The following is a 13,633-nucleotide window of genomic DNA, read 5'->3' as shown; positions in this document are numbered from 1 at the left end:
ACAGGTAGGCTTGGACAGGCCCCGCGACAAGGGGCATTCTTAGCTGCCGTCAGGTTTTTCTACAAAGCGGTAGCGTTCCAACTCCTGGGGCAGTAGCACATAGATTTCATCGGGCGGTGTCACCAGCGCGTGCTGCATGACCAGCGGGTCGATGCCCATGTCATCAAGGTATCTCATCACCTCGCCCTGACCGCGCTGGATGTCTTCGACCGCGACAAAGGCGGGCAGCAACGTGCTTTCCCCGAAATAATGCTGGTGCACGCCAACAGACGCGTCATCGGGGATGGTCCGGCGCGTTCCGGCTGCCAGCAGATAGGGGCAGGCGGAATAGCAGACATCGCCGGATCGCAAAGCGGTTGTCAAATCCGCATCCCGCAAATACCGGCCCAGCAACAGCGCATCCTGAACCGACCCGCCGGGGGAATTCAGGATCACGCCTTGGGGTTTGGGATCAAGCCCGGCCAGTTGTTTTTCGATCCGTTCCGCATCACCCGCCACGATGCCGCCTTCCAGCAGCGCTCTTTGCCCGCCTTCAACCACGGTCAGCGTCAACCGGTCGGGCAGGGGCGAGCTGGGCATCGGACGGCCGCCCGGTGGCGCGCGATCGGGGCGGAACCGTCGGGTCTGGTCGCCGGGGCGCACCGGATCGGTCAGCTCGGGTGCACGTGGGCCGAAACCGGGCAAGCGCAGGCCATCGCGCAGATCGCCCCAGAACAGCAAGCCGGCCAACCCCAGCTGAAACGCCAGCACCCACATCAGCGCCCTGCCGATGGGGTTGCTTTTGGCGGTCTGCGCCGTGTCGCTCATGTGGATTTCAACGGCGTGACGCGCGGGATGTCTGCCGCCGCATCTATTGCCGTCCCCTTCATCGACGCCTCCACGTCGCGCATGGCGTTCACGGCGGCCCGCAGCTCTGCCAGCGTCAGGGTTTCCTCTATCGATGTGCCTTCGCGCCCTTCGCGGATCGCCGTTTGGGTGATCGCAAGGATGAACACCAAAACCGCAGGCAGCAGATCAATCGCGATGGCACCGGCCCAGGAGGGCACAAAATTGCGGGCATATTTGATCACCGCATCGGCGCTCGAGATCGGGGTATAGGTGGTCTCAGTAGGCGGCGGCATGGCCAGCACGGCTTGGGCCGCACGTTCCAGCGTTGTGGCACGTTGCGCCAGCACCGCCAGCACCGATGTAATGGTTGAAGCCTGATTGCCACGGGATTCCTCTGATCCACCGTCCAGTTCGGGCAGCACGACCGAGGCCGACAAATCTTGCGCCGCACGTTCCACCAACGAGGCGACGGACAGTTGGCGCAGTTGTGTGATCAAACCGGCAAGCCGCACCGCCTGTTCCGAAAACTCGACCGACCGTGCCTCGACCGGGCCGGGTTCAACCGTCAGGGCACGCATCCGGCTCAGCAGTTGGTTGCCTTCCACAAATGCCGCATCGACCAAGGGGGTCTGGGTGGCGATCTGGGCCTCAAGCCCGGCCAGTTCCGATGATTTCTGCCGCAGCACCCGAAACACGGCACCGCGCCCCGCAAGACCCGACAGGCCGCCGGTGGCTTCCTGTTCGCTCAGGTCCTCAAAACTTTGGCGCACGCGGGTGACATCGCGTTCCAGCCCTTGGGCAGACAGGGCAATCTCGTGGGCGCGTTCCAGCGATCCCTGATATTCCTGAACCGTTACGGCAAGATGCTGTTCCACCGCCGCCGATCCCGCAAGGGCCGCGGCGTTCAGCCAGCTCGACATGGCGATGATCGCCAGTGATCCCAACCCCATGGCCCCCAGCAATCCGGTCCGCGCCCGTGCGCCGCGCACCGCCGGAAACAGCCGCAACATATAGGACCAGAACACGAAAATACCGACCGACACGGCAATGGAATAGGCAATCGCGGCAAAGGCCGACATCGCACCATTGTCATCCAGCAAGGACGACACCCCAAGATAGGTATAGATGCCAGACGCGACGGCCAGCACACCCAATGCGGTGCCCGAAAACGTATCAAGCCAGCTCAAATGTCCCTCCAGCTCGCGGGCATAGCTTGCGCCACGCCGATGCTGGTTGGTCTGCGTTCTATCATCTGTCATGGATTGGCCCCTTACCCTACCGCATCAAAGATAGGGCTGCGCGGCAAAATTACCAAGCCACCAGGTCGGGGCTTGCCTCATGTTCACGTATTGTTCATAAATGCCACCATGACACCCGACGACCCCAAACCCCTGCAACCCGGCCAGATTCTGGCCCGCGGCGTGGCGCGCCACCTGTCGGCGCTCGGCTTTGTCTGCGTCGAAGAACTTGTCCCGACACGGGGCTTGCGCGTCGATGTGATGGCGCTTGGCCCCAAGGGCGACATCTGGATCGTCGAATGCAAATCTAGCCGCGCCGATTTCATGACCGACAGCAAATGGCAGGGCTATCTTGAATGGGCAGACCGCTTTTTCTGGGCGGTCGACGCAGATTTCGACACCGATCTTTTGCCCGAGGACTCAGGCCTGATCATTGCCGATGGCTACGGTGCCGAAGTCTTGCGCATGGGCGGGGAAACCCGCCTTGCCGCTGCGCGCCGCAAGGCCATCACCCATAAATTCGCAACCCATGCGGCCCGCAGACTGCATTATTTGCGTGATCCACACATGACCCCGCATTGGGACTGATCTTTTATTTCCAAATGGATCTAAATCCCGGGGGGCCGCGCCTTGGCGCGGTGGGGGCTGGCCCCCGTACCCCCTGTCAAAAAGCGTAACGCTTTTTATTTGCGCTTTTTATTCGCGTTTTTGCCTGCGCGATGCGCTGCGGCCATAATCTCTTCCGCAATCTCGACAGCTTCGTCAGGTGTGAAATCCATCGGAATTTCAATGCCGCCTTCGGCTTCGATGAAAAGCCGGACCATGCCTGCGTCGGTCGGGCCGATTTGCAGGTTTGCTTCGATGTCGCGTTCAGTGTCGATACCCATAGGTCCCTCCGAAATGATGTCGCCAGCGTTAGCGCGGGCGCGGATGAAAGGCAAGTTTCACCAAACATGCCAATGTGGCGAACAAATTAAATTCGCGCGTCTTAGGGTATTGCAATCTTTTTGCTTGGACGTTAGATCGGCGCAAGTGCCGCCTTAGCTCAGTTGGTTAGAGCGCCTGATTGTGGATCAGGAGGTCCCTGGTTCGAGACCAGGAGGTGGTACCATTACCCCCCCCCCGATTAATCACCCAGATAAGCTCGGCGGACTAAACGCGTCCTTTGGGGCAAACCGCTATTTGATATCGACGGTTTGGCGCAGCGCACCGCTGGTCCGGTCGAAAATCAGAATCTGGTTTTCTTTCGTCACAATCGCATACCAATCGGGCCCTTGGGTGAATGCCGTGGCCTTTTCACCGCTTGGCAATGCAATTACATCCGGTAAATCCGGCGCTTTGCTCGAGAACCGGATGACAAGCAGGCCAATCACGACTAGAAGGCCGCAAATCATCGTGGCGGTTAGCACCGTCACCAGCCTTCGTAGGAACTTAATGTTTGGGGGCTCGGAAGGATCAGTCATGTCGCACCGCCGTATCAGCTTTGTCATCGCGGACACACCGCCGCCGCGCCTTGATAAGGCGCTTGCCCGCGATGTGCCAGAGGACGCGAACCTGTCGCGCACCCGCTTGTTGCGCCTGATCACCGATGGTGCCGTGCAAATCGACAATTTCGTGATCACCGATCCGCGCGCGCGTGTCATGGAAGGCCAGGAAATCACCATCGACGTCGAAGAGGCCGAGGAAAGCCATATCGCGCCCGAATCCATCCCGCTGGAAGTGATCTTCGAGGATTCGGATCTGATCGTGATCAACAAACCCGCAGGCATGGTGGTGCATCCCGCACCGGGCAGCCCGTCCGGCACCTTGGTCAACGCGCTGCTGGCCCATTGCGGGGATGACCTGTCGGGTGTTGGCGGCATGAAACGCCCCGGCATCGTACACCGAATCGACAAAGACACATCGGGCCTCTTGGTTGTGGCCAAATCCGACGCCGCCCATCACGGGCTTGCCAAACAATTTGAAAAACACACGGTTGAACGCTATTATCAGGCGCTTGTCTACGGGGTGCCCGATGCGAACGACCCGCGTCTGCGCGGCATCAAGGGAACGAGCTTTGAGCCCGGCAATATCCTGAAAATGACCACGCAACTGGCCCGGCACCGCACAGACCGTCAGCGTCAGGCTGTCCTGTTCCAGGGCGGCCGTCACGCTGTGACGCGGGCCCGCACGATCAACCGTTTCGGCACGCCACCGGTTCTGGCCCTGATGGAATGCTGGCTTGAAACCGGTCGCACCCATCAGATCAGGGTTCACATGGCCCATGCCGGCCATTCGCTGGTGGGCGATCCGACCTATGGTGGCAAACGCAAGCTGCCCAAGGCCGCCCTGCCTGAAATCGCCTCCGACGCGGTACGGGCCTTTCCGCGTCAGGCGCTTCATGCCGCCGTCTTGGGGTTTGAACACCCTGTGACCGGCGAAATGGTCCGGTTCGAGGCCCCGTTGCCCAAAGATATGACGGATTTGCTGGACCTCGTGGGGCTGGTGCAGGCCTAATCGGTCACAAACCGCACGACCGCGTGAATGCGGTGAAGCAATGCTTTTCTTCATCGCGATTAAGATCATATTCATCAAACAGGGCAAGCCTAGCACTTGAAATCAGTGTTAGCGCTCTCCATATCTATGTTAAGCCCAATAACATGGGCCCCTGAAATTGGGGAAAGGGACAATAAAATGGCTAATTATGCAAATCTGCCAGCACCAACACCTGAAGGCGGCCTGAACCGCTATATGCAGGAAATCCGCAAGTTTCCGCTGTTGGAACCCGAAGAAGAATACATGCTCGCGAAACGCTGGGTCGAAGAGCAAGACACGGAAGCCGCGCACAGGATGGTGACATCCCACCTGCGTCTGGCGGCCAAAATCGCCATGGGCTATCGCGGCTACGGCTTGCCGCAAGCCGAGGTGATCTCGGAGGCCAACGTGGGTCTGATGCAGGCGGTCAAACGCTTTGATCCTGAAAAGGGCTTTCGTCTGGCGACCTATGCCATGTGGTGGATTCGCGCCTCGATCCAGGAATATATCCTGCGCTCGTGGAGCTTGGTCAAACTTGGCACCACGTCGGGCCAGAAAAAGCTGTTCTTTAACCTGCGCAAGGCAAAAAACCGCATTGGCGCGCTGGAAGAAGGCGACATGCGCCCCGAAAACGTGGCCCGTATTGCAACCGACCTTGGCGTGACCGAGACCGAAGTGATCTCGATGAACCGCCGTATGTCGGGCGGCGATGCCTCGCTGAACGCGACCGTCGGGTCCGAAGGCGAGGGGACCATGCAATGGCAGGACTGGCTCGAGGATGAAGACGCGGATCAGGCCGGCGACTATGCCGAGCGTGACGAGCTGGAAACCCGCCGCGAAATGTTGGCCGAGGCGCTGGAGGTGCTGAATGACCGCGAAAAGGACATTCTGACCCAACGCCGCCTGTCAGACGAGACCATCACGCTCGAAGATTTGAGCAGCCAGTATGACGTCAGCCGCGAGCGTATCCGCCAGATCGAAGTGCGCGCGTTCGAAAAGCTGCAACAGCGCATGCGCGAACTGGCCCGCGAAAAGGGAATGATGGCAACCGCCTGATCCCCGTTCACAGCCTGATACATTACCCCCCCGCAAGGCTCCGGCTTTTGCGGGGGTTTTTGCATCTCCCCCTCGTCATGCCCCGCAATCTTGCCTAAACTGCCCCAAAAAGGAGAGCAGACATGGACATAGTGAACTGGGGCATCTTGGGGGCGGCGCAATTCGCCTGTGAACAGATGGGCCCTGCGATCCACGCGGCGCGCGGTGCGCGGCTTGCAGCCCTCGCGACATCCAGCGCAGAAAAAGCCGCTCCTTTCAGCGCCTTCGCCCCCGACCTCAAGGTCTATACCGACTATGATGCGCTGCTGGCTGATCCGGATATCGACGCTGTCTATATCCCGCTGCCCAACCACCTGCATGTGGAATGGACGCTCAAGGCGCTGAAGGCCGGAAAACACGTGCTGTGCGAGAAACCGATGACGATGCAGGCCGCCGAATTTGACAGGCTGATCGCCGCGCGCGATACGTCTGGCCTGCTCGCGGCCGAGGCGTTCATGATCGTCCACCACCCCCAGATGACCCGCGCCCGCGAGATCATTGCCTCCGGTGCTCTTGGCCGCGTGCGCCACGTCGGCGCGACATTCTCGTTCTTTAACGACGACACCGATAACATCCGCAACAAACCCGCAGCGGGGGGCGGCGGTTTGCCAGATATCGGGATCTACACCTTCGGCTCCGTGCGCTTTCTGACGGGACAGGAACCGCTGTCGATCCCCTATGCCAAAATCGACTATGAAAACGGCGTTGATGTCTTTGCGCAAGTGGCCGCCAGGTTTGAAGGTTTCGACTATTCCGCCACCGTGTCCATGCGCATGTTCCCCCGTCAGGAAATCGTGGTGCACGGCGAAAAAGGCGTGCTGCGCCTCAGCTGCCCGTTCAATCCGACCGTTCATTCCCAGGCCGAATTGCATCTCGAGACGGAAAAGAACGTGATCACCACGGAACGTTTCCCCGGCACAAATCATTATATTGAACAGGTAGAAGCCTTTGGCCGCTCGGTCACAACAGGTGCTGCCTATCCGTGCCCGCTCGAATTCAGCAAAGGCACACAAGCAATGATCGATATGGCCTATGCAGCACGCTAGGTGATTTTCAGCGAAAGGTAGGCGAACATGGCCGGAGGATGGGCAAAAGACGGGGCCGTCAGCGAACAGATCGAGGCCTCGATCAACGACGAACTCGCCCGCCTCAAGGCGCGCAAGCAGCCACAGGGCGAAAGCCGCACCCATTGCGCGGAATGCGAAGAGCCGATCCCCCAAGCCCGCCGCGATGCGCTTCCGGGGGTGAAACTCTGCATCGAATGCGTCACTGAACGCGACAACCGGCCAGCGACCCGCGGCGGCATCAACCGGCGCGGCAGCAAAGACAGCCAGCTCAAATAAAAAACGGGCCCCTGATGTCTCAAGGGCCCGTCTTCAATTCCAAATGGTAAAAAATCCTCGCCGAAGGCATTCTTCTCTTCGGCGCAGCGTTTGCCTAGTCTTCCATTGCTTCCAATTCATCGATGAAGCCGGAAATCATCGACAGACCCTTGTCCCAGAACGCGGGGTCCGATGCGTCCAACCCGAAGGGGGCCAACAGCTCTTTGTGGTGCTTGGACCCGCCGGCTTTCAGCATTTCGAAATACTTGTCCTCGAACCCGGGCCCGCCTTCGGCGTAAACGGCATAAAGCGCGTTCACCAACCCGTCGCCAAAGGCATAGGCATAGACATAGAACGGCGAATGCACGAAATGGGGGATATAGGCCCAGAAGGTCTCGTAGCCGTCCATGAATTCGAATGCCGGTCCCAGGCTTTCGGCCTGCACGGACATCCACAACGCGTTGATGTCGTCGGGGGTCAGTTCACCGCCACGACGTGCGTCATGCAGCTTGCATTCAAAGTCATAGAACGCGATCTGGCGCACGACCGTGTTGATCATATCCTCGACCTTGCCCGCCAGCAGAACCTTGCGTTCTGCGTTGGTCTTTGCACCGTCCAGCATTTTGCGGAACGTCAGCATCTCGCCAAACACGGATGCCGTTTCAGCCAAGGTCAGCGGCGTCGATGACAGCATTTCGCCCTGACCTGCGGCCAGAACCTGATGCACGCCGTGGCCCAACTCGTGGGCCAGCGTCATCACATCGCGCGGTTTGCCAAGATAGTTCAGCATCACATAGGGGTGCACATTGGTTACGGTGGGGTGGGCAAAAGCACCCGGCGCTTTGCCCGGCTTCACACCCGCATCAATCCAGCCGTCCTTAAAGAACGGAGCGGCGATTTCGCCCATGCGCGGATCAAAGGCGTTATAGGCATCCATCACCATACGCTCGGCGCGGTCCCAGTTGACAATCTTGGGGTCTTCCATCGGCAGCGGCGCATTGCGGTCCCAGACCTGCATGACGTCCAGTCCCAGCCATTTCCGCTTTAGCTCGTAATAGCGGTGGCTCAGCTTGGGGTATGCGTTGACGACCGCGTTGCGCAGGGCCTCCACGACCTCGGGTTCGACGTCGTTGCTCAGGTGGCGGGCGGTTTGCGGGGTTGGCATGCCGCGCCAGCGGTCGAGCACTTCTTTTTCTTTGGCTTGGGTGTTGTGGACCCGCGCAAAGGTTTTGATATTGCTTTGAAACACATCGGCCAGCTCGCGGGCGGCTGCTTCGCGGATATCGCGAGCGGGGTCGGTCAAAAGGTTCAGCACGCCTTCGATGTTCAGCGGCTCGCCGTCGACCTCGAATTCAAGGCCCGCAATCGTTTCATCAAACAGCCGTTCCCAGGCATCGCCAACAACGCCCAGATCGTGCAGGAACTTTTCCAGCTCGTCGCTCAGCTGATAATCCTTCATCGCGCGAATGCGGTCGAACACGGGCTTGTACCGCGCAAGGTCGGCGTTCTGTGCCAGAAGCTTGCCCAGATGGTCATCTTCAAGGCGGTTCAGCTCGAGCGTGAAGAAAACCAGCGGTGTGGTGAAATTCGTGACGTTTTCCTGCATGTCGGACAGGAACTTGGCCCGGCCGGCATCTGTGGTCAGCTGGTAATAGCGCAAGCCCGCAAAAGACATGATGCGTCCGGCGATCTGGTTGATCTTCTCGTTGCGCAGCACACAGTTCAGAAAACCCGCCGCGTCCAGATCAGCCAGTTTGCCTTCGTAATCCGCGGCAAAGCTGCGGCAGGCCTCTTCCAGCCAGTCCAGATCGCGCTTGAGTTCCGGCGCGTTTTCACCGGTATAAAGATCGTCAAGGTTCCATTCCGGCAGGTTGCCCAAAGGAGAGGTGCCGGCACGGGCATTTGCATCACGGACGGGGTAGGGCAGTTGGAACATCGTATACCTCTTTTTGACGTTAAGGTTACCTAAGCGTGCCATAGCGTCAAAGCAAGCAGGGGAAGGATGGGATTAGCCGTAAATGCGCAATAACTCTTCAAGATCGGCCAGTGAATTGGCTTCTTGCAGCGGTTTGTCCTGCCGCCAGCGCAACATTCTGGGAAATCGCAGGGCGACGCCGGATTTGTGACGCGGGCTGCGCTGGATGCCTTCGAAGGCGATTTCAAAGACATGATGGGGCGTTACCTTGCGCACGGGGCCAAAGCGTTCGACGGTGTTCTTGCGCACCCAAGCGGTGATCTGGCGGAATTCGGCATCGGTCAACCCGCTGTAGGCTTTGGTAAAAGGCACCAGTTCGTTGCCGTTCCACACGGCAAAGGTAAAGTCGGTGAACAGGTTGGCGCGGCGGCCCGACCCTGATTGAGCATAGATCATCACGGCATCAATCGTCAGCGGGTCCAGCTTCCATTTCCACCAGTCGCCTTTCTTGCGTCCGGCCAGATAGGGGCTGTCGGCGCGTTTCAGCATCACCCCTTCGGCCTGGGCGTTGCGGGCACTCTTGCGCAGGGCTGCCAGATCATCCCATGTGTCAAACCCCAGTTGCGGCGACAGACGCACGGGGGCATCGGCGGGCAGGTCGGCGCAGGCGCTTTCCAGCAGCTTGCGGCGCATGGCAAAGGGGGTGTTGCGCATGTCCTGCCCCTGCCATTCCAGCAGGTCATAGGCGTGCAGCACCACGGGGGCTTCGGTCAGCAGCTTTTTCGGCACGGTCTTGCGGCCAATGCGCGATTGCAGCGCGTTGAACGACGACGGCACCGGTTGGTCTGACGGCCAGACCAGCAATTCGCCGTCCAGAACGGTGCCTTGCGGCAGATAATCGACCGCCCTTGCCAGTTCCGGAAAACGGTCGGTCATCAGTTCCTCGCCACGGGACCAGACGAAATACTGGCCATCGCGCAGAATCAGCTGACCGCGAATGCCGTCCCATTTCCACTCGGCGCGCCAGTCGGCCGTGTCGCCCAGATGCTGCGCCGTGTCCTCCAGCCCGTAGGCCAGATAGAAGGGGTAGGGGCGCGACGCATCGGCAGAGGCGTCTTCGGCTTCGACCAAAGCGTGCCATGTGGTGTCATCGGGGTGCCAGTTGCCCATTAGCCGGTGCGCCAGTTCGGCCTCGGGCTTGTCCGTGGCGCGGGCAAGGGCGCGGGTCATCAGCTTTTGGCTGACCCCGACGCGGAAACCGCCGGTGATCAGTTTGTTAAAGATGAACCGTTCGGCCCCGCCAAGCTGGTCCCAGGCCGACAGAACGAACGTCTTTCGGGCATCTTCGTCCTGGGTGTAAATCTCGCGCAGGGCGGCGATCCAGGCGGACAGGCTGCGGTCGTCCTGGGGGGTGTTCGGCGGCAGGACCAGCGCGATGGTTTCGGCCAGATCGCCGACGATGGCATAGCTTTCCTCGAACAGCCACAGCGGGATCGCCGCGCGCTCTGCCGCCCATTCGCGCAGCTTGGTCGTTGTCACCGCCCGCTTGGGCCGGCGGCCCGAAAACAGCGCGATGGTCCACAGCCGGTCGGTATCGGGTGCGTGCTGGAAATAGTCGGCAAGGGCCGCGACCTTTGCATTGGTTTTGGTGCTTTGGTCGATGGTGCTGAACAGCTGGGCAAAGCGCTTCATTCCGAGACATCCTTGTCCAGCGTCTCGCCCTCGAACTGGGTCGGGACGACCTGCGCATTCCAGCCGTTAATCTTCAGGTACCGGCTGAAGATATCCGTGTAACCATGCGTAACATATATATTTTCGGCCTCTGTCTCTTTGATCGCTGACAGCAGCCCGTCCCAATCCGCATGGTCCGAGATGATAAATCCCCGATCGCCCGCGCGCCGCCGCCGGACGCCCCGAATGGCCATCCAGCCGCTGGCAAAGGCGGTTTCCTGGGGGCCAAATTTCTTGGCCCATGCGCTGCCCAATGCCGAGGGCGGTGCAAGCACGATCGCACCGGGATGGTCCTTGGGTTTCAGATCCGCCTTCGCAAGGATCGTATCGGGCAGGCTGATCCCCTGATCGCGCATCACCTGATTGGTGTTCTCTGTCGCCGTATGGGTCAGGATCGGGCCGATGGCAGGGTCCAGCATGGTCAACAGACGTTGCGCCTTGCCCAAGGCATAGGCCCCCAGAAAAGCGGTCTTTCCTTCGGCGGCACAACCCGCCCACCACCCGTTGATCTGGGCTGCAACAGTTGCCTGGTCCTCCCAACGGAACACGGGCAGACCAAAGGTGCTTTCGGTGATGAAATGATGGCACTTTATCGGGGTGAACGCTTCGGACAGGCCGTCATTCACCACCTTGTAATCCCCCGATGCGACCCAGACCTCGCCTTGGACCTCGACCCTTATCTGGGCCGAGCCGGGCACATGTCCGGCAGGATGAAACGACACGTCTGCACCACCGATCCGCCGGACCTCGCCGTATGCGATGCCTTCGGCGGTGATGTCGCCCAGACGGTGGCGCATGACGGGCAGGGCGGCGTGGGTCGCCAGATACCGCCCCATGCCCCAACGCGCGTGATCGGAATGGCCGTGGGTGATCAGCGCGCGGTCCACCGGACGCCACGGATCAATGTAAAAATCCCCGGCGGCACAATAAATGCCGTTTTCGGTGAAACTAAGAACGGGTGCTTTGGTCATGCGAAACAGATAGGGGTGTTGCGCGATTTGAACAGGGGGAACGGTGATAAACGAAATGGGGCGGGTATAGTATCGTTTTATATCAGATGGATAGGGCGCATTGTTGATGCAGGTCGATCAAGCTAGCTTTTTGCATTTCCCAAAAACAACCGGGCGATATCGTCAAGCGCACTGTCGCGAAGCTTGGGCGTTTCCATGAGGATTTCATGTTCGGCACCCTCGACAATTTGCAGCTGGCCGCTGGTCCAGGTCGCCATCCGGTCCCTGATCCGGCCAAGGTGGACGATCCGTTCGTTGCTGCCAAGCAGGGTAATGCAAGGCAGGCTGGGGGCCGCACGCAAGGCAAGATGGTTTGTTTCGGACAATGCCTCGCGCAGCCAGACATAGCTGGGGCCGCCCAACGACAGGTCGGGATGCGCCGCCAACTGGTCGCGCATCATATCGTACATGGACGCATCCGTGGTCAGCATGTTGTCTTCAAACGGTTCAACCGTGACATAGGGGTCGAGTTTTGTTCCCATTGGCAGGCTGTGCCCCTGACCGATCTTTGGCATCAGATGCGACAGTACGGCGGCGAAGGGGCGCAGGTGTGGCGCGATGTGAATGCCCCACATCGGGCCGGTAAAGGCTGCTGCCTGAACCGAAAGCCCCTCCATGACGGCGCGCAAACCGATGCAGCCGCCCATCGAATGGGCCAGCAGGAAGAACGGGCGCGGCAGTTGCAGGTTGCGGGCCGCACGCATCATGGCGGCAACGTCTTTTTGATAATCCGAAAACGTATCGACATAGCCGATGCGGCGATCCGGCAACATCCGGTCCGCCAGCCCCTGACCGCGCCAGTCGATGGCCATCACCGCCAAGCCGCGTTTTGCGAATTCGGCCGCAATTACCCCATATTTTTCAACGTATTCGGTGCGGCCGGGGAACAAAAGGACAGTGCCTTTCGCCCCCTCGACCGTCCAATGTGCCACCCGCAGCCTTTTACCGTCAGACGTCTCTATCCAATGGGCAAGACCAGTGTCCGGACCAGGATAGATGCCGGTAAATAGGGGCGCGGGCGTCAGAGACATCAGGCGAGCACGGCCGCCAACTTCATTGCCATGCCCATGTCACCGTCGATCTTGAGCTTGCCGCTCATGAACGCGCCGGTGGGGTTTGTGTCGCCCGACAGGATCGCCTGAAACGTATCCGCGTCGGCAGACAGGGTTACGTCTGCATCTTCGTCTGCGGCACGTGCGCCGTTTGCGTCCATAATCACAGAACCTTCGCCTTCGATGTCGAACTTGGCTGTGCCGTCAAAATCCGCGCCGGCCAGTTTTTCGTTCAGTACAGTTACGGCTTCGTTCAAAATGTCGCTCATAGTGGGCCCTTTTTTGGCATTTGGTGCCGACACGTCTGGAAAAGTGGCGGCAGCCTGTTACATTCAACATTGTTATGGTCAATCACATCGTCAACCTCAAACATACCGTAGCGGCACTTGGTTTATGGGTGTTGCTTGCAGGTACTTGTTTTGCGCAGTCCACCCTGCCGCAAACCGATGAATTATTAGACAAGTTGCGAAATGCGCCTGCCGAAGAGGCGTCACGGCTCGAGCGTGAGGTTCAGACCGCATGGTCGCGATCCGGTTCGGCGACGATTGATCTGCTGATGAAGCGGGGCCAGGGCGCGTTGCAGGCGGGCGATATCAAGCTCGCGATTGAACATTTCACCGCGTTGACAGATCACGCACCCGCCTTTGCCGAAGGCTATCATGCCCGTGCGCAGGCCTATTTTCAGGCAGATCTATATGGCCCTGCGATAGATGATCTGGAATTAACATTGGCGCTTAACCCTCAGCAGTATAATGCTATTTTCGGGTTGGGTGCGATCTTGCAAGAAGTTGGGAAACTGCGCTTGGCCGCAGATCTATATCGTCGGGTGTTAGAAATTAACCCTCACCATGAAAACGCGCAAAAGGCGCTGGACGGGCTTCGGCGCGACGGCATCGGGCGCACACTTTAAGACGTCGGGAATATTCTG

15 protein-coding genes and 1 tRNA gene are annotated in these 13,633 nt (G+C 59.6%); 7 read left to right on the top strand and 9 right to left on the bottom strand.

The window, feature by feature from the left end:
• Positions 1 to 39: 39 nt before the first annotated feature.
• Entirely contained in the window at positions 40 to 807 is a 768-nt protein-coding gene (locus HGT1_RS08990; protein WP_176249577.1) for a hypothetical protein, read from the bottom strand.
• A complete protein-coding gene (locus tag HGT1_RS08985; RefSeq protein WP_176249576.1) occupies positions 804 to 2,087 on the bottom strand; it encodes a hypothetical protein in 1,284 nt (427 codons plus the stop codon). Before HGT1_RS08985 ends, HGT1_RS08990 begins: the two co-directional genes overlap by 4 nt.
• A gap of 108 nt (positions 2,088 to 2,195) precedes the next feature.
• Here HGT1_RS08985 and HGT1_RS08980 point away from each other — a divergent pair, with 108 nt between their 5' ends.
• Positions 2,196 to 2,654: an MmcB family DNA repair protein gene (locus tag HGT1_RS08980; protein WP_176249575.1), complete on the top strand. Its 459-nt coding sequence runs from the start codon at positions 2,196 to 2,198 to the stop codon at positions 2,652 to 2,654.
• Positions 2,655 to 2,749: 95 nt separating this feature from the next.
• On the opposite strand, the gene HGT1_RS08975 is transcribed toward HGT1_RS08980, so the two are convergent.
• Positions 2,750 to 2,953: a DUF6324 family protein gene (locus HGT1_RS08975; RefSeq protein WP_176249574.1), complete on the bottom strand. Its 204-nt coding sequence runs from the start codon at positions 2,951 to 2,953 to the stop codon at positions 2,750 to 2,752.
• A gap of 147 nt (positions 2,954 to 3,100) precedes the next feature.
• Between HGT1_RS08975 and HGT1_RS08970 the strand changes: the two genes are divergently transcribed.
• Positions 3,101 to 3,177 (top strand) — tRNA-His (locus HGT1_RS08970).
• A gap of 67 nt (positions 3,178 to 3,244) precedes the next feature.
• Here the strand turns inward: HGT1_RS08970 and HGT1_RS08965 are convergent.
• Positions 3,245 to 3,529, bottom strand: a complete 285-nt coding sequence (locus HGT1_RS08965) for a DUF6476 family protein (protein WP_176249573.1) — start codon at positions 3,527 to 3,529, stop codon at positions 3,245 to 3,247.
• Here HGT1_RS08965 and HGT1_RS08960 point away from each other — a divergent pair.
• The 4 genes from HGT1_RS08960 (at position 3,528) to HGT1_RS08945 (ending at position 7,018) form a co-directional block, all read left to right on the top strand.
• A complete protein-coding gene (locus HGT1_RS08960) occupies positions 3,528 to 4,562 on the top strand; it encodes an RluA family pseudouridine synthase (RefSeq protein WP_176249572.1) in 1,035 nt (344 codons plus the stop codon). The two genes, HGT1_RS08965 and HGT1_RS08960, sit on opposite strands and share 2 nt — an antisense overlap.
• Positions 4,563 to 4,739: 177 nt before the next feature.
• Entirely contained in the window at positions 4,740 to 5,636 is an 897-nt protein-coding gene (rpoH, locus tag HGT1_RS08955; RefSeq protein WP_176249571.1) for an RNA polymerase sigma factor RpoH, read from the top strand.
• A gap of 122 nt (positions 5,637 to 5,758) precedes the next feature.
• Positions 5,759 to 6,721 (top strand): Gfo/Idh/MocA family protein, encoded by a 963-nt coding sequence (locus HGT1_RS08950; RefSeq protein ID WP_176249570.1) that lies wholly within the window; start codon positions 5,759 to 5,761, stop codon positions 6,719 to 6,721.
• Positions 6,722 to 6,748: 27 nt separating this feature from the next.
• Complete coding sequence (locus HGT1_RS08945) at positions 6,749 to 7,018, top strand: DksA/TraR family C4-type zinc finger protein (protein ID WP_176249569.1); 270 nt, start codon at positions 6,749 to 6,751, stop codon at positions 7,016 to 7,018.
• Positions 7,019 to 7,112: 94 nt separating this feature from the next.
• Here HGT1_RS08945 and HGT1_RS08940 read toward each other — a convergent pair whose 3' ends face one another.
• The 5 genes from HGT1_RS08940 to HGT1_RS08920 all read right to left on the bottom strand — a co-directional run bounded on the left by HGT1_RS08940 (position 7,113) and on the right by HGT1_RS08920 (position 12,974).
• Positions 7,113 to 8,933 carry a M3 family oligoendopeptidase gene (locus HGT1_RS08940; protein ID WP_176249568.1) on the bottom strand — a complete coding sequence of 607 codons (1,821 nt, stop codon included), beginning with the start codon at positions 8,931 to 8,933 and terminating at the stop codon, positions 7,113 to 7,115.
• Positions 8,934 to 9,005: 72 nt separating this feature from the next.
• Entirely contained in the window at positions 9,006 to 10,604 is a 1,599-nt protein-coding gene (locus HGT1_RS08935; protein WP_176249567.1) for an ATP-dependent DNA ligase, read from the bottom strand.
• The gene (locus HGT1_RS08930; RefSeq protein WP_176249566.1) at positions 10,601 to 11,614 is read right to left on the bottom strand and encodes a ligase-associated DNA damage response exonuclease; all 1,014 of its coding nucleotides are present in this window, start codon (positions 11,612 to 11,614) and stop codon (positions 10,601 to 10,603) included. The genes HGT1_RS08935 and HGT1_RS08930 overlap by 4 nt, the downstream gene beginning before the upstream one ends.
• A gap of 122 nt (positions 11,615 to 11,736) precedes the next feature.
• The gene (locus HGT1_RS08925) at positions 11,737 to 12,684 is read right to left on the bottom strand and encodes an alpha/beta fold hydrolase (RefSeq protein WP_176249565.1); all 948 of its coding nucleotides are present in this window, start codon (positions 12,682 to 12,684) and stop codon (positions 11,737 to 11,739) included.
• Positions 12,684 to 12,974 (bottom strand): SCP2 sterol-binding domain-containing protein, encoded by a 291-nt coding sequence (locus tag HGT1_RS08920; protein WP_176249564.1) that lies wholly within the window; start codon positions 12,972 to 12,974, stop codon positions 12,684 to 12,686. The genes HGT1_RS08925 and HGT1_RS08920 overlap by 1 nt, the downstream gene beginning before the upstream one ends.
• A gap of 74 nt (positions 12,975 to 13,048) precedes the next feature.
• On the opposite strand from HGT1_RS08920, the gene HGT1_RS08915 reads away from it, so the two are divergent.
• Positions 13,049 to 13,615, top strand: coding sequence for a hypothetical protein (locus tag HGT1_RS08915; RefSeq protein ID WP_176249563.1), 567 nt, complete (start codon positions 13,049 to 13,051; stop codon positions 13,613 to 13,615).
• The last annotated feature ends 18 nt before the right edge of the window (positions 13,616 to 13,633 follow it).

It is taken from the genome of Sulfitobacter sp. HGT1, from assembly GCF_013282155.1.
Lineage (GTDB): Bacteria > Pseudomonadota > Alphaproteobacteria > Rhodobacterales > Rhodobacteraceae > Sulfitobacter.
Note: the sequence above shows the minus strand (reverse complement) of the source record. Positions and strands in the feature narration are given on the sequence as shown.

Excerpts from the sequence above, each read along its gene's own strand:
- HGT1_RS08930 (WP_176249566.1), bottom strand. The coding sequence starts at position 11,614 with ATGACCAAAGCACCCGTTCTTAGTTTCACCGAAAACGGCATTTATTGT.
- HGT1_RS08915 (WP_176249563.1), top strand. The coding sequence starts at position 13,049 with ATGGTCAATCACATCGTCAACCTCAAACATACCGTAGCGGCACTTGGT.
- HGT1_RS08980 (WP_176249575.1), top strand. The coding sequence starts at position 2,196 with ATGACACCCGACGACCCCAAACCCCTGCAACCCGGCCAGATTCTGGCC.
- HGT1_RS08940 (WP_176249568.1), bottom strand. The coding sequence starts at position 8,933 with ATGTTCCAACTGCCCTACCCCGTCCGTGATGCAAATGCCCGTGCCGGC.
- rpoH (WP_176249571.1), top strand. The coding sequence starts at position 4,740 with ATGGCTAATTATGCAAATCTGCCAGCACCAACACCTGAAGGCGGCCTG.
- HGT1_RS08935 (WP_176249567.1), bottom strand. The coding sequence starts at position 10,604 with ATGAAGCGCTTTGCCCAGCTGTTCAGCACCATCGACCAAAGCACCAAA.
- HGT1_RS08965 (WP_176249573.1), bottom strand. The coding sequence starts at position 3,529 with ATGACTGATCCTTCCGAGCCCCCAAACATTAAGTTCCTACGAAGGCTG.
- HGT1_RS08975 (WP_176249574.1), bottom strand. The coding sequence starts at position 2,953 with ATGGGTATCGACACTGAACGCGACATCGAAGCAAACCTGCAAATCGGC.
- HGT1_RS08945 (WP_176249569.1), top strand. The coding sequence starts at position 6,749 with ATGGCCGGAGGATGGGCAAAAGACGGGGCCGTCAGCGAACAGATCGAG.
- HGT1_RS08950 (WP_176249570.1), top strand. The coding sequence starts at position 5,759 with ATGGACATAGTGAACTGGGGCATCTTGGGGGCGGCGCAATTCGCCTGT.
- HGT1_RS08960 (WP_176249572.1), top strand. The coding sequence starts at position 3,528 with ATGTCGCACCGCCGTATCAGCTTTGTCATCGCGGACACACCGCCGCCG.
- HGT1_RS08985 (WP_176249576.1), bottom strand. The coding sequence starts at position 2,087 with ATGACAGATGATAGAACGCAGACCAACCAGCATCGGCGTGGCGCAAGC.
- HGT1_RS08920 (WP_176249564.1), bottom strand. The coding sequence starts at position 12,974 with ATGAGCGACATTTTGAACGAAGCCGTAACTGTACTGAACGAAAAACTG.
- HGT1_RS08990 (WP_176249577.1), bottom strand. The coding sequence starts at position 807 with ATGAGCGACACGGCGCAGACCGCCAAAAGCAACCCCATCGGCAGGGCG.
- HGT1_RS08925 (WP_176249565.1), bottom strand. The coding sequence starts at position 12,684 with ATGTCTCTGACGCCCGCGCCCCTATTTACCGGCATCTATCCTGGTCCG.